This window comes from Pseudomonas sp. HD6422 (assembly GCF_025377065.1).
GTDB classification, from domain to species: Bacteria; Pseudomonadota; Gammaproteobacteria; order Pseudomonadales; family Pseudomonadaceae; genus Aquipseudomonas; species Aquipseudomonas putida_U.
Genome location: NZ_JAHWIW010000005.1, coordinates 1 through 23,711, shown reverse-complemented (window position 1 = coordinate 23,711; position 23,711 = coordinate 1). Strand labels below are relative to the sequence as shown.

The 23,711-nt window shown below is 62.2% G+C and carries 24 protein-coding genes; 15 read left to right on the top strand and 9 right to left on the bottom strand.

Annotated features, from left to right (window positions below):
• The first annotated feature begins 42 nt into the window (after nucleotides 1-42).
• The 7 genes from KY379_RS04745 to trpE all read left to right on the top strand — a co-directional run bounded on the left by KY379_RS04745 (nucleotide 43) and on the right by trpE (nucleotide 7,572).
• On the top strand, nucleotides 43-1,167 hold the full coding sequence (locus KY379_RS04745) for an ABC transporter ATP-binding protein (protein ID WP_133327277.1): 1,125 nt from the start codon (nucleotides 43-45) through the stop codon (nucleotides 1,165-1,167).
• A 40-nt stretch (nucleotides 1,168-1,207) separates the two neighbouring features.
• On the top strand, nucleotides 1,208-2,242 hold the full coding sequence (locus KY379_RS04740) for an ABC transporter substrate-binding protein (RefSeq protein WP_133327275.1): 1,035 nt from the start codon (nucleotides 1,208-1,210) through the stop codon (nucleotides 2,240-2,242).
• Nucleotides 2,243-2,307: 65 nt separating this feature from the next.
• On the top strand, nucleotides 2,308-3,555 hold the full coding sequence (locus KY379_RS04735) for an ABC transporter permease (RefSeq protein WP_196172028.1): 1,248 nt from the start codon (nucleotides 2,308-2,310) through the stop codon (nucleotides 3,553-3,555).
• Between the two features lie 11 nt (nucleotides 3,556-3,566).
• Nucleotides 3,567-4,394, top strand: a complete 828-nt coding sequence (locus tag KY379_RS04730) for an ABC transporter permease (RefSeq protein ID WP_133327271.1) — start codon at nucleotides 3,567-3,569, stop codon at nucleotides 4,392-4,394.
• A gap of 136 nt (nucleotides 4,395-4,530) precedes the next feature.
• Nucleotides 4,531-5,205, top strand: coding sequence for a ribulose-phosphate 3-epimerase (gene rpe, locus KY379_RS04725; protein ID WP_133327269.1), 675 nt, complete (start codon nucleotides 4,531-4,533; stop codon nucleotides 5,203-5,205).
• Complete coding sequence (locus KY379_RS04720; protein ID WP_261239332.1) at nucleotides 5,202-6,020, top strand: phosphoglycolate phosphatase; 819 nt, start codon at nucleotides 5,202-5,204, stop codon at nucleotides 6,018-6,020. Before rpe ends, KY379_RS04720 begins: the two co-directional genes overlap by 4 nt.
• Nucleotides 6,021-6,090: 70 nt before the next feature.
• A complete protein-coding gene (trpE, locus tag KY379_RS04715) occupies nucleotides 6,091-7,572 on the top strand; it encodes an anthranilate synthase component I (RefSeq protein ID WP_133327265.1) in 1,482 nt (493 codons plus the stop codon).
• 31 nt (nucleotides 7,573-7,603) lie between these two features.
• Here trpE and estP read toward each other — a convergent pair whose 3' ends face one another.
• A complete protein-coding gene (gene estP, locus KY379_RS04710; protein ID WP_261239331.1) occupies nucleotides 7,604-9,493 on the bottom strand; it encodes an esterase EstP in 1,890 nt (629 codons plus the stop codon).
• 368 nt (nucleotides 9,494-9,861) lie between these two features.
• Between estP and KY379_RS04705 the strand changes: the two genes are divergently transcribed.
• The 4 genes from KY379_RS04705 to KY379_RS04690 all read left to right on the top strand — a co-directional run bounded on the left by KY379_RS04705 (nucleotide 9,862) and on the right by KY379_RS04690 (nucleotide 13,170).
• The gene (locus KY379_RS04705; RefSeq protein WP_196172026.1) at nucleotides 9,862-10,455 is read left to right on the top strand and encodes an aminodeoxychorismate/anthranilate synthase component II; all 594 of its coding nucleotides are present in this window, start codon (nucleotides 9,862-9,864) and stop codon (nucleotides 10,453-10,455) included.
• 9 nt (nucleotides 10,456-10,464) lie between these two features.
• Nucleotides 10,465-11,514 carry an anthranilate phosphoribosyltransferase gene (trpD, locus tag KY379_RS04700; RefSeq protein ID WP_133327259.1) on the top strand — a complete coding sequence of 350 codons (1,050 nt, stop codon included), beginning with the start codon at nucleotides 10,465-10,467 and terminating at the stop codon, nucleotides 11,512-11,514.
• On the top strand, nucleotides 11,511-12,344 hold the full coding sequence (trpC, locus tag KY379_RS04695) for an indole-3-glycerol phosphate synthase TrpC (protein ID WP_133327257.1): 834 nt from the start codon (nucleotides 11,511-11,513) through the stop codon (nucleotides 12,342-12,344). The genes trpD and trpC overlap by 4 nt, the downstream gene beginning before the upstream one ends.
• A gap of 121 nt (nucleotides 12,345-12,465) precedes the next feature.
• Complete coding sequence (locus KY379_RS04690; RefSeq protein ID WP_261239330.1) at nucleotides 12,466-13,170, top strand: biotin/lipoate A/B protein ligase family protein; 705 nt, start codon at nucleotides 12,466-12,468, stop codon at nucleotides 13,168-13,170.
• Here KY379_RS04690 and crp read toward each other — a convergent pair.
• On the bottom strand, nucleotides 13,167-13,811 hold the full coding sequence (gene crp, locus KY379_RS04685) for a cAMP-activated global transcriptional regulator CRP (protein WP_133327253.1): 645 nt from the start codon (nucleotides 13,809-13,811) through the stop codon (nucleotides 13,167-13,169). The genes KY379_RS04690 and crp overlap by 4 nt on opposite strands.
• A 189-nt stretch (nucleotides 13,812-14,000) precedes the next feature.
• On the opposite strand from crp, the gene KY379_RS04680 reads away from it, so the two are divergent.
• A complete protein-coding gene (locus tag KY379_RS04680) occupies nucleotides 14,001-14,423 on the top strand; it encodes an OsmC family protein (protein ID WP_003255523.1) in 423 nt (140 codons plus the stop codon).
• Between the two features lie 39 nt (nucleotides 14,424-14,462).
• Here the strand turns inward: KY379_RS04680 and KY379_RS04675 are convergent, their stop codons facing one another.
• The 5 genes from KY379_RS04675 to hemJ form a co-directional block, all read right to left on the bottom strand.
• Nucleotides 14,463-15,503: a DUF2157 domain-containing protein gene (locus KY379_RS04675; protein WP_261239329.1), complete on the bottom strand. Its 1,041-nt coding sequence runs from the start codon at nucleotides 15,501-15,503 to the stop codon at nucleotides 14,463-14,465.
• Between the two features lie 7 nt (nucleotides 15,504-15,510).
• Entirely contained in the window at nucleotides 15,511-16,158 is a 648-nt protein-coding gene (gene coq7, locus KY379_RS04670) for a 2-polyprenyl-3-methyl-6-methoxy-1,4-benzoquinone monooxygenase (protein WP_133327249.1), read from the bottom strand.
• Between the two features lie 65 nt (nucleotides 16,159-16,223).
• Nucleotides 16,224-16,562, bottom strand: a complete 339-nt coding sequence (locus KY379_RS04665; protein ID WP_133327247.1) for a histidine triad nucleotide-binding protein — start codon at nucleotides 16,560-16,562, stop codon at nucleotides 16,224-16,226.
• 64 nt (nucleotides 16,563-16,626) lie between these two features.
• Nucleotides 16,627-17,409 carry an SDR family NAD(P)-dependent oxidoreductase gene (locus KY379_RS04660; RefSeq protein ID WP_261239328.1) on the bottom strand — a complete coding sequence of 261 codons (783 nt, stop codon included), beginning with the start codon at nucleotides 17,407-17,409 and terminating at the stop codon, nucleotides 16,627-16,629.
• 87 nt (nucleotides 17,410-17,496) lie between these two features.
• Entirely contained in the window at nucleotides 17,497-17,922 is a 426-nt protein-coding gene (gene hemJ, locus KY379_RS04655; protein WP_133327243.1) for a protoporphyrinogen oxidase HemJ, read from the bottom strand.
• A gap of 141 nt (nucleotides 17,923-18,063) precedes the next feature.
• Here hemJ and argC point away from each other — a divergent pair, with 141 nt between their 5' ends.
• A complete protein-coding gene (argC, locus tag KY379_RS04650; protein WP_133327242.1) occupies nucleotides 18,064-19,098 on the top strand; it encodes an N-acetyl-gamma-glutamyl-phosphate reductase in 1,035 nt (344 codons plus the stop codon).
• 147 nt (nucleotides 19,099-19,245) lie between these two features.
• Nucleotides 19,246-19,596 carry an iron-sulfur cluster insertion protein ErpA gene (erpA, locus tag KY379_RS04645; protein ID WP_133327240.1) on the top strand — a complete coding sequence of 117 codons (351 nt, stop codon included), beginning with the start codon at nucleotides 19,246-19,248 and terminating at the stop codon, nucleotides 19,594-19,596.
• Nucleotides 19,597-19,655: 59 nt separating this feature from the next.
• Here the strand turns inward: erpA and KY379_RS04640 are convergent, their stop codons facing one another.
• Nucleotides 19,656-20,747 (bottom strand): anhydro-N-acetylmuramic acid kinase, encoded by a 1,092-nt coding sequence (locus KY379_RS04640; protein ID WP_133327238.1) that lies wholly within the window; start codon nucleotides 20,745-20,747, stop codon nucleotides 19,656-19,658.
• A 4-nt stretch (nucleotides 20,748-20,751) separates the two neighbouring features.
• A complete protein-coding gene (locus tag KY379_RS04635) occupies nucleotides 20,752-22,155 on the bottom strand; it encodes a peptidoglycan DD-metalloendopeptidase family protein (protein WP_133327236.1) in 1,404 nt (467 codons plus the stop codon).
• A gap of 212 nt (nucleotides 22,156-22,367) precedes the next feature.
• Between KY379_RS04635 and tyrS the strand changes: the two genes are divergently transcribed.
• The gene (tyrS, locus tag KY379_RS04630) at nucleotides 22,368-23,567 is read left to right on the top strand and encodes a tyrosine--tRNA ligase (RefSeq protein WP_133327234.1); all 1,200 of its coding nucleotides are present in this window, start codon (nucleotides 22,368-22,370) and stop codon (nucleotides 23,565-23,567) included.
• Nucleotides 23,568-23,711 lie beyond the last annotated feature (144 nt).

Below are 23,711 nucleotides of genomic sequence, written 5' to 3'. Positions count from 1 at the left end.
CTACGCTGTGGCCCACGCAGTCATCCAAGAAAAGGTGCAGGCATGAGCGAGGCGAATTCGAACGCCGTCAGCGGCGAGACGCTGGTCAGCTTCCGAGGGGTGCAGAAGAGCTACGACGGCGAATCGCTGATCGTCAAGAACCTCAACCTGGACATCCGCAAAGGCGAGTTTCTGACCTTGCTCGGGCCGTCCGGTTCGGGCAAGACCACCAGCTTGATGATGCTCGCCGGCTTCGAAACGCCAACGGCGGGTGAAATCCAGCTGGCAGGTCGCTCGATCAACAACGTGCCGCCGCACAAGCGCGACATCGGCATGGTGTTCCAGAACTACGCGTTGTTCCCGCACATGACCGTGGCCGAGAACCTGGCTTTTCCATTGAGTGTGCGCAACCTGAGCAAGCCCGACATCAGCGAGCGGGTCAAGCGCGTGCTCGGCATGGTCCAGCTCGATGCCTTCGCCCAGCGTTACCCCGGGCAGCTTTCGGGTGGGCAGCAGCAGCGGGTGGCACTGGCCCGGGCCCTGGTCTTCGAACCGCAGCTGGTGCTGATGGACGAACCGCTCGGCGCGCTCGACAAGCAGTTGCGCGAACACATGCAGATGGAGATCAAGCACATTCATCAGCGTCTGGGCGTGACCGTGGTCTACGTGACCCACGATCAGGGCGAGGCGTTGACAATGTCCGACCGGGTGGCGGTGTTCCACCAAGGCCAGATCCAGCAGATCGCCGACCCCCGGACCCTCTACGAAGAGCCCTGTAATACCTTCGTCGCCAACTTCATCGGTGAGAACAACCGCATCAACGGCATTCTGCTGGCCAGTGACGGCGAGCGCTGCCAAGTCCAGTTGGCGCGTGGGGAGCGCGTCGAGGCGCTGGCGGTGAATGTCGGTCAGGCCGGCGAGCCGGTGACATTGTCGATCCGCCCCGAACGCGTACGCCTCAATGGCCACAGTGAGCGGTGCGTCAACCGCTTCTCCGGTCGGGTCGCCGAGTTCATCTATTTGGGCGACCACGTGCGGGTCCGCCTGGAGGTCTGCGGCAAGGCCGATTTCTTCGTCAAGCAGCCGATCGCCGAACTCGACCCGGACCTGGCTGTGGGCGATGTGGTGCCGCTGGGCTGGGCAATCGAGCATGCTCGTGCGTTGGACCCGATGGCTGACGCTCATTGATGGACCGCTTCACCAACCCTGTACTGTGGAGAGAATAATAATGCGCAAGCAGTTGAAGATGACCGCCCTGGCTCTGGGGCTGTGCGTAGCCGGCCAGACCCTGGCGGCGGAACTCACCGTGGTGTCCTTCGGCGGTGCCAACAAGGCGGCCCAGGTCAAGGCGTTCTACGAACCCTGGGAAAAGGCAGGCAAAGGCAAGATCATCGCCGGGGAGTACAACGGTGAAATGGCCAAGGTCAAGGCCATGGTCGACACCAAGAGCGTGTCCTGGAACCTGGTCGAGGTCGAGTCGCCGGAACTGGCCCGAGGCTGTGACGAGGGCATGTTCGAGGAGCTCGATCCGTCGTTGTTCGGCAATGAAGCCGACTACGTCAAGGGCGCCATCCAGCCATGCGGCGTAGGCTTCTTCGTTTGGTCGACGGTCCTGGCTTACAACGCCGACAAACTCAAGACCGCGCCTACCAGCTGGGCCGATTTCTGGGATACCAAGAAATTCCCGGGCAAGCGTGGCCTGCGCAAGGGCGCGAAGTACACCCTGGAGTTCGCTCTGATGGCCGACGGCGTCGCGCCCAAGGACGTCTACCAGGTACTGGCCACCAAGGAAGGCGTGGATCGCGCCTTCAAGAAACTCGACGAACTCAAGCCGAGCATCCAGTGGTGGGAAGCCGGTGCCCAGCCGCCGCAGTACCTGGCTTCGGGTGACGTGGTCATGAGCTCTGCCTACAACGGCCGCATCGCTGCCGTACAGAAGGAGAGCAACCTCAAGGTGGTGTGGAACGGCGGCATCTACGACTTCGACGCCTGGGCCATTCCGAAAGGCGCCAAGGATGTGGAAGAAGCGAAGAAGTTCATCGCCTTCAGCGTGCAGCCTGAGCAGCAAAAGACCTATTCCGAGAACATCGCCTATGGCCCGGCCAACACCAAGGCGGTAGACAAACTCTCGGACGAGGTGAAGAAGGACATGCCGACCACGCCTGAGAACATCGCCAACCAGGTGCAGATCGACGTCGCCTTCTGGGCCGACAACAGCGAGCAGCTGGAGCAACGCTTCAACGCCTGGGCGGCCAAGAAGTAAGGCGTCTGGTCAGGGCGTCGGCCAGCTGGCTGGCGCCCCTCGTTACCTTGTTCACGGAGTTCGCCATGGCCATTTCAGTGCCACTCAATGAAGGCGCAGGTCCTAGCCTCAAGCAGCGCCTCAAGCACGCCGAGCGGGTCAACCGCTGGAAGGCGCAGGCGTTGATCGCGCCGTTGGCGCTGTTTCTCCTGCTGGTGTTTCTGGTGCCGATCGCCGCGCTGTTGTACAAGAGCGTCGGCAATCCCGAGGTGGTCGCTGGTCTGCCGCGCACTGTCGAGGTGGTGTCGCAGTGGGATGGCAAAGGGCTGCCTGATGAAGCGGCCTACCGGGCGCTCGGCCAGGACCTTGCCGAGTCGCGCAAGAACCAGACCCTGGGCGATCTTTCCAAGCGCCTGAACATGGAGCTTGCCGGCTACCGCAGCCTGCTGGCCAAGACCGCGCGGGCGTTGCCATTCAAAAGCGAGCCCGCTTCCTACAAGGATGCCTTGCAGGCCTTCGACGAGCGCTGGGGAGATCCTGCCTACTGGCAGGCGATTCGTCGTAATACCAGCCAAGTCACGCCGTTCTACCTGCTGGCCGCGCTCGACCACCGCATCGACGACTTGGGCGAGTTGGCCAAGGCCACGCCCGACCAGGCCATCTACCTGGATATCTTCACCCGGACCTTGTGGATGGGCGTGGTGATCACCGTCATCTGCCTGGTCCTGGCCTACCCATTGGCCTACCTGCTGGCCAACTTGCCGACCCGGCAGAGCAACCTGCTGATGATCCTCGTGCTGTTGCCGTTCTGGACCTCCATCCTTGTGCGGGTCGCCGCGTGGATCGTGCTGCTGCAGTCGGGCGGCCTGATCAACAGTGCGCTGATGGCGATGGGCATCATCGACCAGCCGCTGGAACTGGTGTTCAACCGTACCGGGGTGTACATCTCGATGGTGCACATTCTCCTGCCGTTCATGATCCTGCCGCTGTACAGCGTGATGAAGGGCATTTCGCCCACCTATATGCGTGCGGCGATTTCCCTGGGCTGCCATCCCTTCGCCAGCTTCTGGCGGGTGTACTTCCCGCAGACTTACGCCGGGGTCGGTGCCGGATGCCTGCTGGTGTTCATCCTGGCCATCGGCTACTACATCACGCCGGCGCTGCTGGGCAGCCCGAACGACCAGATGGTCAGTTACTTCGTGGCTTTCTACACCAACACCAGCATCAACTGGGGCATGGCCACTGCGCTGGGCGGCCTGTTGCTGTTGGCCACCGTGCTGCTGTACCTGATCTATAGCTGGCTGGTCGGCGCCAGCCGCCTGCGCCTGAGCTGAGGAGCCTCGTCATGCTGAGCCCATACATGTCGCCTGTGGAGCGAGTCTGGTATTACAGCCTGCGCATCCTCTGCGGCCTGATCCTGCTATTCCTGGTATTGCCGGTCCTGGTCATCGTGCCATTGTCGTTCAATGGCGGCAGCTTCCTGGTCTATCCGCTGCAGGGCTTTTCGATGCAGTGGTACCACGACTTCTTCGCCTCGGCCGAATGGATGCGGGCGCTGAGGAACAGCATCATCGTCGCCCCGGCGGCCACTGCGTTGGCCATGGTGTTCGGTACGCTCGCGGCGATCGGCCTGACCCGAGGCGATTTTCCCGGCAAGTCGCTGGTGATGGCGCTGGTCATTTCGCCGATGGTGGTGCCGGTGGTGATCATTGGCGTTGCCAGCTACCTGTTCTTCGCCCCGCTGGGGCTGGGCAACAGTTTCATCTCGTTGATTCTGGTGCATGCGGTGCTGGGCGTGCCGTTCGTCATCATCACCGTCTCGGCCACCCTGCAGGGCTTCAATTACAACCTGGTGCGAGCCGCGGCAAGCCTGGGCGCTTCACCGCTGCTGACCTTCCGTCGGGTGACGTTGCCATTGATCGCGCCTGGGGTGATTTCCGGTGCGCTGTTCGCCTTCGCCACTTCCTTCGATGAGGTGGTGGTGACGCTGTTCCTCGCCGGCCCGGAGCAGGCGACCCTGCCGCGGCAGATGTTCAGCGGCATTCGCGAGAACCTGAGCCCGACGATTGCCGCAGCCGCGACCTTGCTGATCGCGTTCTCGGTGGTGTTGTTGCTGACCCTGGAGTGGTTGCGCGGGCGTAGCGAGAAGTTGCGCACCCAGCAGCCGGGGTGACGACCTGCTGCCTGCCCCAGCCCCTTGGCGGGGCAGGTATCGTCCGTTGGTAGACACCCATTGATGCCAATCAGCCCTGATCGGTTTCCCTGAGTTACAATGCGCGCCACCGTGATTCTTGCCCAACAGGTGCGCCATGCAGCCCTACGCTATTGCCCCCTCCATTCTCTCTGCCGACTTCGCCCGCTTGGGTGAGGACGTCGACAAGGTGCTGGCCGCCGGCGCCGACATCGTGCACTTCGACGTGATGGACAACCACTACGTACCCAACCTGACCATTGGTCCGATGGTCTGCAGCGCGCTGCGCAAGTACGGCGTCACCGCACCGATCGATGTGCACCTGATGGTCAGCCCGGTCGATCGCATCATCGGCGATTTCATCGAAGCCGGTGCCACCTACATCACCTTTCACCCGGAAGCCTCGCAGCACATCGACCGCTCGCTGCAGTTGATCCGCGACGGCGGCTGCAAGGCCGGCCTGGTATTCAACCCGGCAACCAGTCTGGATGCGCTGAAGTACGTGATGGACAAGGTCGACATGGTCCTGCTGATGAGCGTCAACCCTGGCTTCGGTGGACAGAAATTCATCCCCGGGACTCTCGACAAGCTGCGCGAGGCGCGGGCTCTGATCGACGCCAGCGGGCGCGACATCCGTCTGGAGATCGACGGTGGCGTCAACGTCAACAATATCCGTGAGATCGCCGCCGCCGGTGCCGACACCTTCGTCGCCGGCTCGGCCATCTTCAACGCCCCGGACTACCAGGAGGTGATCGCCAAGATGCGCGCCGAACTGGCCCAGGCCCGCCCATGAGCGGCTTCGAGCAGCTGTTCCCGGGGACGCTGCCCAGGCTGGTGATGTTCGATCTGGACGGTACCCTGATCGACTCGGTACCGGACCTTGCCGCCGCCGTGGACCGCATGCTGCTCGAACTGGGACGACCGCCTGCTGGCCTCGAGGCCGTGCGCCATTGGATAGGCAATGGCGCCCAGGTCCTGGTGCGCCGAGCCCTGGCCGGCGGCATCGAGCATGATGATGTGGACGATGTCCTGGCTGAACAGGGCCTGGCCTTGTTCATGGAGGCCTATGCCGAGAGCCACGAACTGACCCAGGTCTACCCTGGGGTCAAGGACACCTTGGCGTGGCTGCGCAAGCGAGGCGTAGAGATGGCGCTGATCACCAACAAGCCGGAACGATTCGTCGGCCCGCTGCTCGATCAGATGAAGCTTGGTCGCTATTTCCGCTGGATCATTGGCGGAGACACGCTGCCACAAAAAAAACCCGATCCCGCTGCATTGTTGTTCGTCATGCAGATGGCCGGCGTGAGCCCCACACAATCGCTGTTCGTCGGCGATTCGCGCAGCGATGTACTGGCTGCCAAAGCCGCAGGCGTACAGTGTGTGGGCCTGAGCTACGGCTATAACCATGGCCGGCCGATCAGCGACGAAGCGCCGAGCCTGGTGGTCGACGATCTGCGGGCGCTGTTGCCTGGTTGCTTAGATGCCGCCACTGGGATAACGTTGGCGGATCTTCAAGCCTCACAAGACAGAGAGTCCACCGTGGCGGTAACTGGCAAGTTCTGGATGAAAGTCATCAAGGCCCTGGCCCGTTGGCGCTGGCGCGCCTGACTTTTGCCCGCCGGCGCCCGCCGGCCCGTCCGCTTGCCCGACTCTATTGCTGCTTGCCACGAGGCTACCCATGACCCGCGAAGAATTCCTGCGCCTGGCCGCTGCCGGCTATAACCGCATTCCCCTGGCCTGCGAAACCCTGGCCGACTTCGACACCCCGCTGTCGATCTACCTGAAGCTGGCCGATCAAGCCAATTCCTATCTCCTCGAGTCCGTCCAGGGCGGCGAGAAGTGGGGGCGTTATTCGATGATCGGCCTGCCGTCGCGCACCGTGATGCGTGTCCACGGCTATCACGTCAGCATCCTGCAGGATGGCGTCGAGGTGGAAAGCCACGACGTCGAGGACCCGCTCGCGTTCGTCGAAACCTTCAAAGATCGCTACGAGGTCGCAGATATTCCTGGCTTGCCACGCTTCAACGGCGGTTTGGTCGGTTACTTCGGCTATGACTGTGTGCGCTACGTGGAAAAACGCTTGGGCGCCAGCCCGAATCCGGACCCTTTGGGCGTGCCGGACATCCTGTTGATGGTTTCCGACGCGGTGGTGGTGTTCGATAATCTGGCCGGTAAGATGCACGCCATCGTCCTCGTCGATCCCGCCGAGGAGCAGGCCTTCGAGAACGGTCAAGCGCGCCTGCAGGGCCTGCTGGAGAAACTCCGCCAGCCGATCACCCCGCGCCGTGGCCTGGACCTGAGCGGCCCGATGGCCGCCGAGCCGGAATTCCGCTCCAGCTATACCCGCGACGATTACGAGAATGCGGTAGGGCGTATCAAGGAATACATCCTGGCCGGCGACTGCATGCAGGTGGTGCCGTCGCAACGTATGTCGATCGACTTCAAGGCTGCGCCGATCGATCTGTATCGGGCACTGCGCTGCTTCAACCCCACACCCTACATGTACTTCTTCAACTTCGGCGACTTCCATGTGGTCGGCAGCTCGCCGGAGGTGCTGGTACGGGTGGAAGACAACCTGGTCACCGTGCGCCCGATCGCCGGCACCCGCCCGCGCGGCGCCAACGAGGAAGCAGACCGGGCGTTGGAGGACGACCTGCTGTCGGACGACAAGGAGATCGCCGAGCACCTGATGCTGATCGACCTGGGTCGCAACGACGTTGGCCGGGTCTCGTCCACCGGTAGCGTGCGCCTGACCGAGAAGATGGTCATCGAGCGTTACTCGAACGTGATGCACATCGTTTCCAACGTCACTGGCCAACTGCGCGAAGGCCTGACCGCCATGGACGCCCTGCGGGCGATCCTGCCGGCCGGCACTTTGTCGGGGGCTCCGAAGATTCGCGCCATGGAGATCATCGACGAGCTCGAGCCAGTCAAGCGCGGCGTTTACGGGGGCGCAGTCGGTTATTTCGCCTGGAACGGCAACATGGACACGGCGATTGCCATCCGTACCGCGGTTATCAAGGACGGCGAACTGCACGTGCAGGCCGGTGGCGGCATCGTCGCCGATTCGGTGCCCGCAGCGGAGTGGGAAGAGACCATCAACAAACGTCGGGCGATGTTCCGGGCTGTGGCGCTGGCTGAGCAGACTTCGGCCAAATAAATGGATTGGGGCTGCTTTGCAGCCCCGCAATTCAGAAGTCGACACTAACCCCCAAACTCACCCCTTGCTGCGTCAACTCATCGCTCTTGCGCCAGTTATAATTCCCGCGCAAGTGCACCCCCGCTACCACTTCATGGCTCACCCCCAGGCTTGCCCGGGTCAAGTCGCTGTGTGGCGTGTAGCCGGTCAGAGTGAAGTCATTCGCCGGCAAGCTTGTCAGGTGCATCGTCACATCCTGCTGGTCATCCTCGAACTCATGTTCCTGCGCGATCTCGGCGAACAGCCGGGTACTCGGCAGCATCTGCACACTGCCCAGCAACCCTACCCCCAGGCGGCGTGAGGTACGCTCCTGGTCATCGAAGCCTAGCGCCGTCGAGCGCGCGCTTTTCTCGTCATAGCCGTCGACCTTCACCCGTGCATAGTCGGCGCTGATGAACGGTGCCAACTGCCAAGTGCTGCCTTCGCTCGCCAGGTTGTAGCCCAGTCGTCCCGACATCGCCCAGGCCTCGCCATCGGTATCGCCCTTTTCGCTGCGCTCATTCACGCCCAGAGCAAAGGTGCGTTTGAGGTTGCTGTAGTCCAAGTGCCCAGCCGTCAGTGCGGCATCGGCCCACCAGCGGTCCTGGCGGTATTGGGCGAATGCGCTGGCCAAGTAACTGTTCAGCTTGTATTCCGAGTCATTTTCGCCGGCTTCCAACTTCTGTCGGTAGGCGCCAGCGGCCAGGCCTACGCGCCAGGCATCGTTCAAGCGGTAGCTGCCGCCCAGGGTCAGGTTGTAGCCACGGCCATCGCCGCTAGCTGCGCTGCGCTGGCCGTCGAAGTCCAGGTCCTGGGCGCCGGTGGCGACGAAGGCCTGCCATTGGCCAACCGCTTGCCAGGGGGTTTGCCACTGGTTGCGCAGTTCGTCCTGGTGGGCGCGCAGGCTGGCGTGGGCCATTTCGGGTAGCAGGGTCAGTTCCCAGGGGGCCGCGATGATCGAATAAGCGTAATCGGCGATCAGTTGCTGGCCAGCGATGGTTGGGTGCACCGAGTCGTTGAACAGCAGTTTGGTCGGGTCAGGCGTGGGGCCGTTGATGCCATACACCGGGTTTTCCACGCAGCCTTCGCCGCTGTAACAGCTACCGACCTGGTTCTGGTCGCTGGCCAGGCCGAACTGGCTCGGGCTGGCCAGCGCTTCGCTCAGCAGCAAAGGGATGTTCAGTGGGATGATTTCGGCATCGATCTGCCCCAATTGGCCGAGCAACGACTGGTTGAACGCACCGGACAGCAACGACAGCGGATTCTGCTGTGGTGTACCGCTGAAATTGGGCGTTTGGCCAAGGTCGGGCAGCAGCCAGACCATGATATAGCGGGCGCCGCCTTGCTGCAGGGCCTGGGCGCTGGCGGCCAGACGGGCACCTGCGGCCACAGCGTCGGCTGGGCTATTCACCAGGTCTTGCAGAAAGTCATTGCCGCCGCCGGTCAGATAGTACAGTGCGTTCGGATCAGCACGCAGGCTATTGGCCAGGTAGCCCGGTTTTTCACGCAGTACCAGCCCGGCACCGAGGCGCCCTGGCGGGATGACCGTCTTGGAGGTATCGGTGATCGAATCCAGGATCTGCTGAGTGGTGTAACCGCCTACTGCCCAGTTGTTGCCGTCGGGCTGAATGGCCACTGAGGTGGAAGGGTTCAAGTCATTCGGACTTACCCCCAGTCGCCCACCCAGGATCATCGGCGACACCGGCGCATAGTTGCCATTGGCATCGCGGTTGGTGAATCGCATGGCCGGTGAGCTGCCTAGCACGTTGGGAAACTGCCCGGCGTCGCTGAGGCTGTCGCCAAACACGATCAGCGTGGAGTAGGGCGAGGGTGCGGCGAATACCTGGCTGCAGGCCAAGGCCAATGAGGCGAGGGTAAAGCGCAAAAACGGGGCTTTTCGCATCGGAGAACATCCTTTTCTTTGTTTTTATGAAGGACTGCCCGATCGACCTTAACAAATCGCCGTGCATCCCTCCCAAGTCCATTCGTTTCCCCGTGTTTGCAGGCATATTGCGCCCGCCGCCCCGGTAGGCTACTGTGCCACGACGTATGAGCGAGACCTATCCTGTGTTGATCGTCAGTAAACTCTTGATGCGCGTAATCAAGGCCCACGCCCGTTGGCGTTGGCGCGCCTGACTTTATCCCTGCCGGCCCGTCCGGCCCGCCCCCGTTTGCCTTTCTGTCTACCACGCTTTTGTGGCAAAGCCGCGCCTGTGGCGGGTGCAGGAAGGTTCGAATTCTGAAGTCAGTAGATTCAAGAGGTTTAACCCGATGTTACTGATGATCGACAATTACGACTCATTCACTTACAACGTCGTCCAGTACCTGGGCGAGCTGGGTGCCGAGGTCAAGGTCATTCGCAACGACGAAATGACCATCGCCCAAATCGAAGCCCTTAATCCCGAGCGCATCGTCGTCTCGCCGGGCCCGTGCACGCCGAGCGAAGCGGGCGTTTCCATCGAAGCCATCCTGCACTTCGCCGGCAAGTTGCCGATTCTGGGTGTGTGCCTGGGCCATCAGTCCATCGGCCAGGCCTTCGGTGGTGACGTGGTCCGTGCCCGCCAGGTGATGCATGGCAAGACCAGTCCGGTGCATCACCGCGACCTGGGTGTCTTCAGCGGCCTGAACAACCCGCTGACCGTGACCCGCTATCATTCGTTGGTGGTCAAGCGCGAGACCCTGCCCGACTGCCTGGAAGTCACCGCCTGGACAGCCCTGGAAGACGGCTCGGTCGACGAGATCATGGGCCTGCGTCACAAGACCTTGAACATCGAAGGGGTGCAGTTCCACCCAGAATCGATCCTCACCGAACAGGGCCACGAGCTGTTCGCCAATTTCCTCAAACAGACCGGCGGCCGCCGCTAAGGATCGAACATGGATATCAAGACCGCGTTGAGTCGAATCGTCGGCCACCTGGACCTGTCTACCGAGGAAATGCGCGATGTCATGCGTCAGATCATGACCGGCCAGTGCAGCGAGGCGCAGATCGGCGCCTTCCTGATGGGCATGCGCATGAAGAGCGAGAGCATCGATGAGATCGTCGGTGCGGTGTCGGTGATGCGTGAGCTGGCCGACAAGGTCGAGCTGAACACCCTCGATGGGGTGGTCGACATCGTCGGCACCGGTGGCGATGGCGCCAACATCTTCAATGTCTCCACCGCTTCATCGTTCGTCCTCGCCGCTGCCGGTTGCACCGTGGCCAAGCATGGCAACCGTGCGGTGTCCGGCAAAAGCGGCAGCGCCGACCTGCTGGAAGCCGCCGGTATCTACCTGAACCTGACGCCAACCCAGGTCGCCCGCTGCATCGACAGCCTGGGTATCGGCTTCATGTTCGCCCAGAGCCATCACTCGGCGATGAAACATGCCGCAGGCCCGCGCCGTGACCTGGGCCTGCGTACCCTGTTCAACATGCTCGGCCCGCTTACGAACCCGGCCGGTGTGAAACATCAGGTGGTCGGCGTGTTCACCCAGGCGCTGTGCCGGCCTCTGGCGGAGGTGCTGCAGCGCCTGGGCAGCAAGCACGTGCTGGTGGTGCACTCCAAGGATGGTCTGGACGAGTTCAGCCTGGCCGCGCCGACCTATGTAGCCGAACTGAAGAACGGTGAGATCCTCGAGTACTGGGTCGAGCCGGAAGATCTCGGCATCAAGAGCCAGAGCCTGCACGGCCTGGCGGTCGAGGGCCCGCAGGCGTCGCTGGAGTTGATTCGCGATGCGTTGGGCCGACGCAAGACCGAGAATGGCCAGAAAGCCGCCGAAATGATCGTGCTCAATGCCGGTGCTGCGTTGTACGCCGCTGACCACGCGATGAGCCTCAAGGGGGGTGTCGAACTGGCGCACGACGTGTTGCACACCGGGTTGGCCTGGGAAAAGCTGCAGGAGCTGGGTGCATTTACCGCGGTATTCAAGGTGGAGAACGAAGCATGAGTGTACCGACGGTGCTGGAGAGGATCATTGCCCGCAAGTTCCAGGAAGTGGCCGAGCGCAGTGCACGGGTCAGCCTGGCCGAGCTGGAGCGTCTGGCCAAAGCGGCCGATGCGCCACGAGGCTTCGCCAATGCCCTGATCGAACAGGCCAAGCGCAAGCAGCCTGCGGTCATCGCCGAGATCAAGAAGGCGTCGCCGAGCAAGGGTGTCATTCGCGAGAACTTCGTACCCGCGGAGATTGCCGTCAGTTACGAAAAAGGCGGGGCGACCTGCCTGTCGGTGTTGACCGATGTGGACTACTTCCAGGGTGCTGACGAGTACCTGCAGCAGGCGCGCGCTGCGGTTGCGCTGCCGGTGATCCGCAAGGACTTCATGGTCGACCCCTACCAGATCGTCGAGGCCCGGGCCTTGGGCGCCGACTGCGTGTTGCTGATCGTTTCGGCCCTGGACGATGTGAAAATGGCCGAGCTGGCCGCCACGGCCAAGGACGTCGGCCTCGACGTGCTGGTCGAAGTGCACGATGGCGATGAGCTGGAGCGGGCCTTGAAGACCCTCGACACGCCATTGGTCGGAGTCAACAACCGCAACCTGCACACCTTCGACGTCAGCCTGGAAACCACCCTCGATCTGCTGCCTCGTATCCCGCGCGACCGTTTGGCCATCACCGAAAGCGGTATTCTCAACCGCGCCGATGTCGAGCTGATGGCAATCAATGACGTTTACTCGTTCCTGGTCGGTGAGGCGTTCATGCGGGCCGAGCAGCCAGGTCTGGAACTGCAGCGGTTGTTCTTCCCGGAACTGGTGAAGAAGACCGTTCAGTCCTTGGACTGATCGAACCGAAGCCGGCCTTGTGCCGGCTTTTTCATGGCTCTGGATTCCAGCACCGTCCCTGTAGGAGCGGGCTTGCCCGCGAAAGTGGCCGGTGGCGCCAACATCATAGGTGGCCCAATCAATGACCGATCAACCCCTGGCCCTGACCGTCGAACAAGGCTTGCACGCCGAACAGGAGCTGCTCGCCGCCGTCTGCCGTGGCGATCGCGAAGCCGGCGTGCTGTTCTGGCGCCCCACCGACCATGCCCTGGTCATGCCCCGGCGCATGAGCCGCCTGGACAACTTCGAAGCCGCCTGCGCGGAGTTGGCAATCGCCGGCTGGCCGGTCCTGCTGCGCGAAACCGGTGGCGAACCGGTGCCTCAGTCGCATGCGACGGTGAACGTGGCACTGGTGTATGTGGCACCACGCAGCGAAGGGGACCATGGTCGTATCGAGAACGCCTACGAACGGCTGTGTCTGCCGCTGTGCGATGTATTGCGCGAATGGGGTGGGGTGGCGTCGGTAGGTGAGATCGACGGTGCTTTCTGCGATGGCCGCTACAACGTCAATCTCAATGGTCGCAAGCTGGTGGGTACGGCTCAGCGCTGGCGTCAGGGTCTGGGAGGCAAGCGTCCGGTGGTGCTGGTGCATGGCGCGTTGTTGTTGGACAACGAGCGTGAGTCGATGGTGGCGGCGGTCAATCGATTCAACGAATGCTGTGGCCTTGAACAGCGATGCCGCGCCGACAGCCATATTGCCCTGCATGAGGTGGCGCCCCAAGTACCGTGGTTCGAGCGTTTGTCCCGCGCCTACGGCGAGGTATTGGCGGCGCTGCCCAGGGATTAGCGGGTGCCGTAGACCACCATGGTCTTGCCCTTGACCTGCACCAGGCTGCGCTCCTCGAGATCCTTGAGGACGCGACCGACCATTTCCCGCGAACAGCCAACGATACGGCCGATTTCCTGACGGGTGATCTTGATCTGCATGCCGTCGGGGTGAGTCATGGCATCGGGCTGCTTGCACAGGTCGAGCAAGCAGCGGGCGACGCGGCCAGTGACATCGAAGAACGCCAGATCGCCGACCTTGCGCGTGGTGTTGCGCAGGCGCTGGGCCATCTGGCTGCCAAGTGCGTAGAGAATCTCCGGGTCCTGGCGCGCCAGTTCGCGAAACTTGTCGTAGCTGATCTCGGCCACTTCGCACTCGGTCTTGGCACGTACCCAGGCGCTACGCTGCTGGTCGCTGCCGGCTGGCTCGAACAAGCCCAGTTCACCGAAGAAGTCGCCGCTGTTGAGGTAGGCGATGATCATTTCATGACCTTCGTCGTCCTCGATGAGGATGGTCACCGAACCCTTGAGGATGAACGACAATGTATCGGCCCGGTCACCGGCGCAGATGATGTTGCTCTTGGCGACATAGCGCCGACGCTGGCAGTGCACCAGCAGCTTGTCGATATTCTTGATCTTGGCGGGAAGGGCAGAGGCAACCATCACGAAATCCTGTTCGATGCGACGGGGAGTCTTGTTAGCAGCTATCTGGCAGGAACGCGCCAGTCGATTGGCGCCAGCTTATCAGACACTGTGGGTGTTTAAGCACAAAAGCGCAGCGTCTTGAGCTTTTCCGACGGCTGCACAAGCCGTAAGCTGACACCCTTTTCCGAATTTAAGGAGTATGGATAGATGAAGGCACGCATCCAGTGGGCCGGCGAAGCGATGTTCCTCGGCGAGTCGGGGAGCGGCCATGTCGTCGTGATGGATGGCCCACCCGAATCCGGTGGTCGTAACCTGGGCGTGCGTCCGATGGAAATGCTGCTGCTCGGCCTGGGTGGCTGCAGCAGTTTCGACGTCGTCAGTATCCTGAAGAAGTCGCGCCAGGCGGTGGAAAGCTGCGAGGCCTTCCTCGAAGCGGAGCGTGCCAGCGAGGATCCGAAGGTATTCACCAAGATCCACATGAATTTCGTGGTGAAAGGGCGCGGGCTCAAAGAAGCCCAGGTCAAGCGCGCAGTGGAACTGTCGGCGGAGAAGTACTGCTCGGCGTCGATCATGCTCGAGCGCGCCGGGGTGGAAATCACCCACGGCTACGAGATCGTCGAACTGGGTTGAACTCAACACGCCTGGGCGGCCTCGTCGCCCAGACGGTGCTCAGTCGCGTAACGCCGGTAGTGCCGTCAGCAACCACCGGGGCAGGCGCTCTCGGGCCGAGCGACTCAGGTGGTCGCGGCGTTTCTGATATGCCAGTCCAAGACCGATCACCCCCAGGCCGATCAAGGTCAGCACCACGGGGAACAACAGCGAGTCGGCGAATACCTCGTAAGCCAGGTAGCCCAGGTACGCAGCGATCCCTAACGCGCCGAAGACCATGAATACCGGGCGGCGCAACACGATGGCCATCGCCATCAAGCCGAGGTTGATCAGGCAGTAGAAGGCTTTGCCCAACTCGCTGTCGCTGTCCATCAAGGTCAAGCCACCCCAGAACGCCATCAACCCGGCCAGATAGCCCCAGTGCGCATAGTCCTGGCGCGTGCGGCCATCCACCAGCAGCATGACGGCCAGCAGGCCCAGGCCAAACCACAATGACACCGTGCGCCGCTGCTCCCAGGTGAAAGGCGCGCCGTAGATCCACTCACTCAAGTCCATCGACATGAACCACAAGGCCACGGCGATCGGCATGGCGATGAACGGATAGGGAACCAGTCTCAGCATGAGCAGCCCGGCCACCACGGTCGCCGCCTCCATCAGCAGCCAGGCGCCACGGATGTAAGCGTAGTAATCGTGGTAGCTCGACTGTGCATCTTCCAGTGGCCACCAGTCCAGCAGCCGTTCGACCGCGAACACGGCCAGCGGCACGATGCTGACGGCTACGGCCGCCAGTACGCCAGCGGCGACGGCCTGGCCGCGCCGCTGCAGGTTCAGGGCGAAGCCTGTGAGTAAGAAGATATAGAGTACGGCGATCGCCAGCAGTGCCCAGTCGCCGACGCGCATCCAGGCTTCGGTGAGCAGCCAGCCCATGGCACCCATGATCAGCAAGGCGCCGAAGTAGAAAGCGGCGTGGGCCAGTTGCAGGCTGCCACGTGCCGCCGGTTGTTGGCGCAGGAACGCGAGCAGGGCATGGTCCTGGCCGGGCTGGAGAATCCCGGCCTGCACCGCGCGCGCCAGGTCCTTGGCGTCGAAGCGATCCGTCATGATGTCCTCAGATGCGGTAAGTGCTCTTGGTCATGACCTTGGCCAGCAGGCTCATGCCAAAGCGCACTGGGGCCGGAAAACGGTATCCACCGGCTTCGAGGGCCGACTCGGCGTGTTGCTCTTCGTCCACTCGCATCTGCTCGAGGATCGCCCGGGACTTCTCGTCCTCGTGCGGGATCTGCTCGAGGTGCTCGTCCAGGTGTTTGCACACCTGGTGTTCGGTGGCGGCGACGAAGCCCAGGCTGACCTTGTCGCTGACCAGTCCGGCCAAGGCACCGATACCGAACGACATACCGTAGAACAGCGGATTGAGCACGCTCGGGTGGCTGTTGAGCTGACGGATACGCTGCTCGCACCAGGCCAGGTGGTCGATTTCTTCTTCGGCGGCATGCTCCATGGCTTTGCGCACCTCGGGCAGCTTGGCGGTCAGGGCCTGGCCCTGATACAGCGCCTGGGCACAGACTTCGCCGGTATGGTTGATGCGCATCAGACCGGCAATATGACGGGCCTGCGCCTCGTCCAAATCGGTGTCCGGCTGGATGACGGCGGGGGAAGGGCGGGAAGGTTGGCCGCTGAAGGGCAGCAAGGTGCGCATGGCGGTATCGGCCTGCAGCAACAAGCGGTCGAGCGGCGAGTAGTGACGTTCGGTAGCCATCGGGCACCTCCGCAAGAATGTGCCCGACAGTTTAACGCAATCGATGCGGGGTCGCCTGCTCTGGATCAGCCCGGCGGCCAGTGCATTTGACGTTGGCCGAGCACATGCATGTGAATGTGGTAGACGGTTTGCCCACCTTGTTCGTTGCAGTTCATGACCACACGGAAACCGTCCTCGCAGCCGAGTTCCTTGGCCAGGCGTTGGGCGGTAAACAGGATGTGGCCCGCCAGCCCCTTGTCGTCTTCGGTCAGGTCGTTGAGGGTGCGGATGTGCTTTTTCGGGATGACCAGAAAGTGCACCGGCGCCTGGGGGGCGATGTCGTGGAAGGCCAGAACCTGGTCGTCCTCGTAGATGATCTTCGCCGGGATTTCCCGGTTGATGATCTTGATGAATAAATCGTCCACAGCACTTGCTCCATGGTGAGGGTCCGGGCCGAGTGTACTCAGCCCGGTGCCGCTCGCCCAGTGGCTATTCCATTCCAACCGGGCAATAGCGGCGATGGATGACGCCGGCCAGCTTGCGCACCAGCCACGCCGGCAGCAGGCGCGGAGCGAACGCCAGCCAGCGGTTACGCCGGCCGGGGATGATCACCGCACGGTTGCGGTCCAGTGCGCGCACAGCGTGCAGTGCGACTTCCTCGGGGCTCAGGCAGCGGCTGCCGCCATCGAGCCGTGGGATCGGTCGCCGTGCCGAGCGCACCGGGCCGGGGCACAGTACCGAGACCTTGATGCCTGTGCGCTTGAGCTCTTCGCGCAAGGCCTGGGAGAAACTCATCACATAAGCTTTGCTGGCCGCATAGGTGACCATCCAGGGACCCGGCGCCACGGCGGCGAGACCGGCGACGTTGAGAATCTGCCCGCCCCCCTGGATCGCCATCAGGTTGCCGATGGCGTGGCATAGGCGGCTCAGGGCCAGGATATCGACCTCCAGCAAGTCCTGCTCATCAGCCCACTCATGGGCCAGGAACGGCCCATAGGTGCGCTGCCCCGCGCAATTGACCAGCAAGTCGATGCGCCGCTCGCCTTCCTCAAGCTCCAGTACGAATCCGGAAAGCCGCAGCGGTTGACTGAGGTCGCAGGCGCGCAGCAGCACTTCTACGCCGAAGCGTTGGCTGAGCTCGATGGCCACCGGCTCCAGGGTTTCCCGATGGCGTGCCACCAGGATCAGGTTGCGCCCGCGCCGCGCCAAGGCTTCCGCCAGTGCCAGGCCCAAGCCGCTGGAAGCACCGGTGATCATGGCGTAACGGGTCATGCAAGGCTCCTGGCGGCGGATGAGGGCAGGTAGTGTACAGCGCGTGACAGACCGAAGTGTTGCCTTTCGTTTCAGCCTTCGCAGGGGCTAGAACGGTTTGACCACCACCAGGATGACGATTGCCAGCAGGAACACTACCGGCACCTCGTTGAACCAGCGGTAGTACACGTGACTGCGGGTATTGGTGCCGGCGGCGAAGCGTTTGCGCTGGGCACTGCACATGTGGTGATAGCCGGTCAGCAGGATCACCAGGGTCAACTTGGCGTGCAGCCAGCCCTGACTCAGCCAGCCAGGAGTGAGGTAGAGCATCCAGGCGCCGAACACATAAGTGGCGACCATGGCCGGATTCATGATGCCACGCAGCAACTTGCGCTCCATGACCATGAAGCGCTCCTGGCTGACCTTGTCCTCGCTCTGTGCGTGGTAGACGAACAGGCGCGGCAGGTAGAACAGGCCGGCGAACCAGCAGACGACACTGACGATGTGCAGGGCTTTTATCCACAGATAGAGCATGGAGGGAGTTCCTTCAGGATTCACGGTCGTCAGATAGTAGTGGTCAAGCGTGCCAAGGGACACCTGAAGAGTTGTTACAGGAGCCACGGCCCCCTATTATCGTGCGCTTTCCAGTGGGTTCGTCAAAAAGGGGCAAGCGTCATGATCAAGGTCGGTATCGTCGGCGGCACGGGTTACACCGGTGTCGAACTGTTGCGTCTGCTGGCACAGCATCCGCAGGCAGAAGTTGCGGTCATCACCTCGCGCTCCGAGGCGGGCGTGGCGGTAGCCGACATGTACCCGAACCTGCGCGGCCACTACGACGGCCTGGCCTTCAGCGTCCCGGACAGCAAGACCCTGGCGGCCTGCGACGTGGTGTTCTTCGCCACCCCGCACGGTGTCGCCCACGCTTTGGCCGGCGAGTTGCTGGCGGCGGGCACCAAGGTGATCGACCTGTCGGCAGATTTCCGTCTGCAGGATGCCACCGAGTGGGGCAAATGGTACGGTCAGCCCCATGGTGCACCGGAGTTGCTCAAGGATGCCGTGTATGGTCTGCCGGAGGTGAACCGCGAAAAAATTCGCCAGGCGCGCCTGATTGCCGTGCCGGGTTGCTACCCCACCGCTACCCAGCTGGGCTTCCTGCCTTTGCTCGAAGCTGGGCTGGCGGATGCTTCGCGCCTGATCGCCGACTGCAAGTCGGGTGTCAGTGGTGCAGGTCGGGGCGCAGCCGTCGGTTCGCTGTTCTGTGAAGCAGGCGAGAGCATGAAGGCCTATGCCGTCAAGGGCCACCGCCACCTGCCGGAGATCAGCCAGGGCCTGCGCCTGGCTGCAGGCAAGGACATCGGCCTGACCTTCGTGCCACACCTGACCCCCATGATTCGTGGTATCCATGCCACTCTGTACGCGACGGTCGCCGACACCTCGGTCGACCTGCAGGCATTGTTCGAGAAGCGCTACGCTGACGAACCGTTCGTCGATGTGATGCCCGCTGGCAGCCATCCGGAAACCCGCAGTGTACGCGGTGCCAACGTTTGCCGTATTGCCGTGCATCGCCCGCAGGGCGGCGACCTGGTGGTGGTCCTGTCGGTCATCGACAACCTCGTCAAGGGTGCATCCGGGCAGGCGGTGCAGAACCTCAACATCCTGTTCGGTCTGGACGAACGCATGGGCCTTTCCCACGCCGGCCTGCTGCCGTAATTGTCTGGTGGTCACCAAAGGCCCGCCCCGTGCGGGCCTTTTTCTTGGCACAGACTAAAGCCGCACAATTCTTGACCATTTTTCTCGGGGAAGCGGATAATGCGCGTCATCGAGTTTTATGGCGGCACCAACGCCGGGAGAATCAGCATGAGCGTCGAAACCTTCACCCCCACGGTTCTTGAATTCACCCAAGGGGCTGCACAAAAGGTGAAGACCCTGGTCACCGAGGAAGGCAATGATCGTCTGAAGTTGCGTGTATTCGTGACAGGCGGCGGCTGCTCGGGCTTCCAGTATGGCTTCACCTTCGATGAGGACGTGGCCGAAGACGACACCATCGTCGAGCGCGAAGGCGTATCGCTGGTGGTCGACCCCATGAGCTTCCAGTACCTGGCTGGCGCCGAGGTGGATTATCAGGAAGGTCTGGAAGGGTCGCGTTTCGTGATCAAGAACCCGAACGCCACCACCACTTGCGGTTGCGGTTCCTCGTTCTCGATCTGAGAACAGCAGGTAGCAAAACGCCGCGCATTTGCGCGGCGTTTTGCATTGTGGCGGCTGGGTTAGGCAGGGTAGATCGCGCCGAGAATGCGCAACCCTCTGGCGGCGGTGACGCTCGGGCGGTTAGCGGGGATGCCTTCAAGGCAGCAATGTGCGAGCCAGGCAAACGCCATGCCTTCGACCCAGTCCGGGTCCACGCCATGGGCGGCGGTGCTGGCAACCTGAGCGTCGGGCAGCAACGCAGCCAGGCGGGCCATCAAGGTGCCGTTGCGCGCACCGCCACCGCAGACCAACAACGCCTCGGTGTCCTGCTGAGCGTTGCGTAAGGATTCGATGATGCTGCGTGCGGTCAGCTCGAGCAGCGTGGCCTGGACGTCCTCATCACGATAGCTGGGCAGGCGGGACAGGTGACTCTGCAGCCAGGGCAGATTGAACACCTCGCGGCCAGTACTCTTGGGCCCAGCGCCGGAAAAGAATGGGTCGCCCAGCATCGCGGCGAGCAATTCATCGATCACCTGCCCAGTTGCCGCCCAAGCGCCGTCGGCGTCATAGCGCAGGCCGCGCTGCTGCTCGATCCAGGCATCCATCAGCACATTGCCCGGGCCGCAATCGAAGCCATGCACTGGCGCATCGCAGGCGATCAGACTGAGGTTGCTGAATCCACCTACATTGAGCACCGCCAAGCGCTGCCCCAGATGACCGAACAAGGTCTCGTGGAAAGCGGGTACCAGGGGAGCGCCTTGTCCACCTGCGGCGACGTCGCGGCGACGGAAGTCGGCCACCACGCTGATGCCGGTCAGCTCGGCGAGCAGGGCGGGGTTGCCGATCTGGACGGTGAAGCCCTGGGCGGGCTCGTGGCGGATGGTTTGGCCGTGACTGCCAATGGCACGAATGGCGCCCGAGTCCAGACCTTGAGTTGCAAGGAGTGTCCGAATACCTTCGGCGGCTAGGGTAGCCCAGTGGTTCTCCGCCAACGCCGCACGGGCAATTTCGTCAGGACCGCTGGCGCACAGGCTCAACAGGCGCTGACGGAGCTCGCTGGGCATCGGCAGGTAGTGGGTGGCGAGCAGGCTGGGCTGCTCGCCCTGTTCGATCAGGGCGATATCGAGACCATCGAGGCTGGTGCCGGACATCACCCCCAGATAGAGCGCCATGGTTTCAGCGCTTGTTCGCGGCGAGAAGCGTGGCCTTTTCCTGATCCATGCGTGCGATCAGCGGTTTGCTCTGCTGCAGGAAACGTTGACGTTCGGCTTTTGCAATCGGGTCGGCCATTGGCACCTTCTGGCTCAGCGGATCGACATGCACGCCGTTGACCTGGAACTCGTAGTGCAGGTGTGGGCCGGTGGACAAGCCGGTGGTGCCGATATAGCCGATGATCTGGCCCTGCTTCACGGTGGTGCCGGTCTTGATGCCTTTGGCGAAGCCCTGCATGTGACCGTACAAGGTTTTATAGCGGTTACCATGGGCAATGATCACGGTGTTTCCGTAGCCACCACGGCGGCCGGCCAGCTCGATGCGGCCATCGCCGGCGGCTTTGATCGGGGTGCCGCGAGGTGCAGCGTAGTCCACACCTTTGTGGGCGCGGATCTTGTTGAGAATGGGGTGCTTGCGGCCAGCAGAGAAGCGCGAGCTGATGCGGGCGAAGTCCACCGGTGTGCGGATGAAAGCCTTGCGCAGGCTATTGCCGTCGGCGGTGTAGTAACTGGTATTGCCCTGCTTGTTGGTGTAACGCACGGCCGTGTAGGTCTTGCCGCGATTGGTGAAGCGGGCAGAGAGAATGTTGCCGGTGCCGACCACCTTGCCGTCCATGACCTTCTGTTCGTACACCACGTCGAATTCGTCGCCCTGGCGAATGTCCTGGGCGAAGTCGATGTCGTAGCCCAGCACGCGGGCCATATCCATGGTCAGGCTGTGGGACAGGCCGGCGCGCTGCGCGGAGGCCGACAACGAGCTCTTGATCACGCCGTGAGCATATGCAGTGCGCACAGTGGGCTTGCTGATCTCGCGGTCGAAGCTGTAGCCCTTGTCGGTCTTGCTCAGGCGAATGGTCTCAAGGTTGCTGACCTTGCTCTGCAGGCTGGTCAGTTGGCCATCCTTGTCGAGTTCGAACTGCAGCACCTGGCCGTGCTTAAGCTGGCTGAACTGCTTGGCCTGCTTGCTGCTGGCGAGCACGTCGTGCACGACGCTGGGGGCCAGACCGACTTCGGCAAACAGCGTGGACAGGGTGTCGCCGCTGGCGACGGTCACTTCGCGGTGGCCGGGCTGCTTGGCATCTGGTTGCGTTTGGCTGTCCGCCTGTTCGGTGGCCGGCTCGGCACCTTCGATCTGCGCGAAGGGTGAAGCTTGATCACCTTCGGCTTGGTCCGTCGCGGCTGCATCGGAGCGGTCTTTGAGTTGATCGGCCGGGCTTTCGAGCTCCAGGCTGAGGGTGGTTTTCTTGGCTTCCACCTCACTGGAAGGGAATACCAGCAAGGCCAGGCTGAGCAGGGCGGCGATACCGCTAGCGGCCAACAGATGGCTTTTCGGATAAAGCGGAGGCGCTTTAGGCGTTTCGTTGGTCATAGGTAAAAAGACTTTGAAAATGTGAAATGGAAAAGATGAATGACATGATGAAGATGAAATAACTGTATAAAATATAACCAAATCCATTTTCGCGCAAGGGCGCGTAGACGCTGCAAGGCGCCTGTCGGGTCACATTCCATTGCGAAACTTGTATTTGATGGCCGATCTTGTATGGTTGGCTCCCCTTGAATCTGAGCCTTGCGGGTCTGTCTATGAAGTCGGTTGAAGAGCAGCTGGCGCTTATCAAGCGCGGTGCGGAAGAAGTGTTGGTCGAGTCGGAACTGGTTGAGAAGCTCAAGCGCGGCCAGCCTCTGCGTATCAAGGCAGGCTTCGACCCGACGGCGCCCGATCTGCATCTGGGGCACACGGTGCTGATCAACAAGCTGCGCCAGTTCCAGGAGCTGGGGCACCAGGTGATCTTCCTGATTGGTGACTTCACCGGCATGATCGGTGATCCGAGCGGTAAGAGTGCCACCCGCCCGCCGCTGACGCGCGAGCAGGTGCTGGAGAATGCCGAGACGTATAAGCAGCAGGTGTTCAAGATCCTCGACCCGGCCAAGACCGAGGTGGCGTTCAACTCCACCTGGATGGACAAGCTGACTCCGGCCGACTTCATTCGCCTGGCATCGCAGTACACCGTGGCGCGCATGCTGGAGCGTGATGATTTCGACAAGCGCTATACCACCAACCAGCCGATCGCCATCCACGAGTTTCTTTACCCGCTCGTGCAAGGTTATGACTCGGTGGCGCTCAAGGCGGACGTCGAGCTTGGCGGTACCGACCAGAAGTTCAACCTGCTGATGGGGCGCGAGTTGCAGCGCGCCTACGGCCAGGAGGCGCAGAACATCGTGACCATGCCGCTGCTCGAAGGGCTGGATGGCGTGAAGAAGATGTCCAAGTCGCTCGGTAACTATGTCGGCATCCAGGAAGCGCCGGGGGTGATGTACAGCAAGCTGGTATCGATCCCGGATACGCTGATGTGGCGTTACTTCGAGCTGCTGAGCTTCCGCTCGATGGAAGAGATCGACCAGTTCCGTGCTGACGTGGCCAATGGTGCGAACCCGCGTGACATCAAGATCAAGCTGGCGGAAGAGATCGTTGCCCGCTTCCATGGTGAGGAGGCTGCTGCCAACGCGCACCGTGCGGCGGGTAATCGCATGAAGGAGGGTGAGCTTCCTGAAGACCTGCCGGAGGTCGAGGTGGTTGCCGCTGAAAGCCTGCCGATTGCTGCCGTGCTGAATCGTGCAGGTCTGGTGAAGAACTCGGCGCAGGCGCGCGATCTGCTCAGCGGTGGCGCGGTGAAGGTAGATGGCGCTGTGGTCGAGCGAGACTTCATGTTCGCAATCGGGGCCACCCACGTTTGTCAGGCTGGCAAGAAAGCCTTCGCTCGGGTGACGCTGAAGGCAGAGTGACGATTGCGCTTGCGTAGCTATATAAGAAGCGGGGAGGCCGACAGGCCTCCCCGCTTTGTTTTTTGGTGTTTTGGCTAAATATCTGATTTTCTTGAAAATAGGTGTTGACGCCGTTTCGAATCCCCTTATAATGCGCACCACTTC